Source organism: Saccharopolyspora sp. NPDC000995 (assembly GCF_053599315.1).
The window spans coordinates 1-3070 of record NZ_JBSFLZ010000263.1; the positions used below are offsets into that span (position 1 = coordinate 1).

Below are 3070 nucleotides of genomic sequence, written 5' to 3' on the forward strand. Positions count from 1 at the left end.
CCGTCACCGCCTACAAGAACTCCCATGCGCTCCTGCAGGCCAGCCATCACACGGTTTATTGGCAGCGTCTCCTCTGGCAGCCCCTGCCGGCGCATCCCCTCCAACCCAGCGTTCGCGTGAGCGATCAACACACTCAGCTCGGCCGCCGAGGCAGACTCCCCTGAGCTCCCCGCCTGATCCTCCGGCCCCGCCCCGGCCCGGATGCTCAGCCCGCTGCCCCCCGTACCCAGCTTTTCGGCCAAGGCCCGGGAAAACTCCACCTCCACAACCTGGGCCCGGTGATCACCACCGAGCTTGCGATGCTTGGCCGCGACCAGCGCCACCACATCGTTCACCGACACGTCCGCATCCCCAGTCAACTTCCGGGAGTCATGCGTGCCCTGCACAATCAGCCACGCCGCGTCCCTTTCCTCGCTGGACAACTCCAACTTCCTCGCCCGGTCGATCTCGCGGCGCAAATCCGACGACGACCACCGCCCCACCGCTATCCCACCGGTATCCCGCATCGTGCCCGCCCCGACATCGCCTGTGACGGTCGCCGCAGGCTGTACCTCCCCGGCCACCGAACCCGCCTGCGCAGACACCGTCTGGACAACCGGTGTCTCCTTCGGGACCACCGCCTGCTGACCGGAGCCCGGAACAGCAGTCGAGGCCTCCGCCAACCCGGCCGGGCTCCCGTGCCCGCCGGCCAGCACCGGGGCACCGGGCCCGGCCACCGGCCTAGCCGATCCGTCCGTACCGAACACCGTCCACTGCGGTGTGCGCCCGCCCTGCCCCAACGAGTCGTCAGCCAACAACTCCTCATCGGACCGCGCACCACGACCACCAAACTCCCGCGATCCACTGGAGCGGTGCGACTCCGGCGGCTCCGCGTCTCCCCTCAAGCGATCAAGCCGCTCCAGCAGCTCTGCCCGTTCCTCCTCGCCGAAAACGCTCTCGGTGTCATCGGTGTCCGCATCACCCGACACATCCTCAGTAGACCCCGACAGCATGTCCCGCAATTGATCATCCTGCATTCCCCCGAAGCGCAGGTCGAACTCGCGGACCACATGATCTCGACCGTGCAGAACTTGCAGCCGCGCGTACCCGCCGTATGATGTCTTGTAAGTCTCCTGCAATTCCTGTATCGCATTATTCCGGCGCAACTCCCGAACAGCAGCGGAAGCGTCCACTACCCGCCTGTGGATCTCGTTGAGCGGCGTCTGCCGATAAATAGTCGACCACGCCGCGATCTTGGCTTCATATGCTTGCCGTAGGTCAGTGCTTGTCTCCGCCTCCGCCAAAATCTGCTGCAGAGACACCACCGCAGCGTTCAAATCGGATATCAGCTGCCTCCGGACATCAGCAATAACTGGGTCAGCCCATCCCTTCCCCCTATTGAACCGAGCTTCCAAATTGGACTTGCTGTTGTAACTCCCGCGGAGCCACGCACGTGCCTCGTCTCGCAGCACCCGTTCGACAGCATCCTTGTCCGGCAAACCACTAAGCGCCTTGCCCGCCGCCACGCGCCGCAAATACATCTGTTGCGTTTTAGACCGAGCCTCTTTCGGTCCAGGGGCCGGGGTCACCGTGGCGGAAAGCAAGTCGTCGGCAGCACTCGAGTCCGCACCACCACCCAGGTCGCCAGCCAGGTAACGGACCAGTCGCCACCGCAACTGCTGTAACTGCTCATCGGCCTGCGGGTTCGTCATCAACTGCTGCAACTGCTGATCATCTCGCGGGTTTTTCATCAACTCGTGCGCGATCACATCCCGGAACGGCCGGGACTCGTGCAGGGGCCCCAAGACCTTCTCCGCCGGAGCGTACAAACGGTCCACGGCAGCTTGACCGTGTTCGGCGGCCAACTGCCGCAACGCCCTACCGGCATCCGCGGACGTCCGCTTCACCGCACTAAACTGATGAATAACGCTGAGCCCCGGATCAACAACGGCCTCGCGCATCATCGGGGCAGCAACGACCCCAGCCACCGCCTTGTTCCCAGCACGATCTGCCTGCCAACGTTCCTCTTTCGCTTTCACCTCCTCGATCGCGTCGCGAGTCAAACCACTCCTCGCCATGCCAAGGTCGAGGTCACCGGACAGGGAATCGGCCAGTCCCCCTCTCACCACTTGGGCACCCTGCCAGTCGCCCGGGTGCTCGCCCAACCAGTGCGCCAGCACAACCCGGAACCGATCCGACGCCTTCAACGGCCCCAAAATCCCATCCGCATCAGCCAACAACCGGTCCACAGCATCCCGACCCGCGACCCCCTCCCACTCATGCAACTGCGCCGCGGCCGTCAACTCGTGAAACCTTTCCTCCAACTCCACCATGCCAACGCCATCCCCCGGATGACTCACCACGTAATGAGCCAACACATTCCGGAGACCGTCAGCACTCCCGAAAACTCCCACACCCGCCACGTGCTCCCGCATATCAGCGATCACACGGTCTACGCCTACATCCACCCCGCCTACGTAAACTGGCCACCCCTCATCGCGCATCCTCTGCAACCCAGCCTCCGCGTTAGTGATCAACGCACGCAGCTCGGCTGCCGCCGCAGACTCCTCCGCTACCTGAGCGGACTCACCAGCAGAAGACCCTTCCCCGCCCAACAACGCAGCCTGCAGCCTCGCAACCTCCTTTTTCCGCCTATACCGAGTTTGACGTGCCCTGCCCAGGTCAAGCAACCGCGTATTCTCCGCCTCAATCGCGCCGAGCTCCGCCTGCACCGGCGCGATCTCGTTCTGCAGCGCCTCCCACTGCCCCCGCAAATCCGCATCCGCCCCATCCCACCCCGGGCGCGCCTCCAACGAAGCCTGGTCAGCCTTAAGCTTCTTCAGCGACTCCCCCAACTCCGTAATCCGCGCACGCCGCGCCGCCTTATTATCGGTCCGACGTATGCCGTCCCTTGCGTACTTTTCCTTACGCCTCGCGGCCCGGTTCGATCCTGGGCTGCCCGACGACGCACCGCCGCCCGCTGTGTGACCCTCCGGCCCGGCTCCGGCGTGGATGGTCAGTCCGCTGCCCTGCGTGCCCAGCCTGTCGGCCAGCGCCCGGGAGAACCCCACCTCGTCCTGGTCATCACCGC

The 3070-nt window shown here is 64.7% G+C and carries 1 pseudogene; it reads right to left on the reverse strand.

Annotation, left to right across the window (positions count from 1 at the left end):
* Positions 1–3070 (reverse strand): annotated as a pseudogene (locus ACWDKQ_RS35595) (hypothetical protein); the annotation flags it as partial.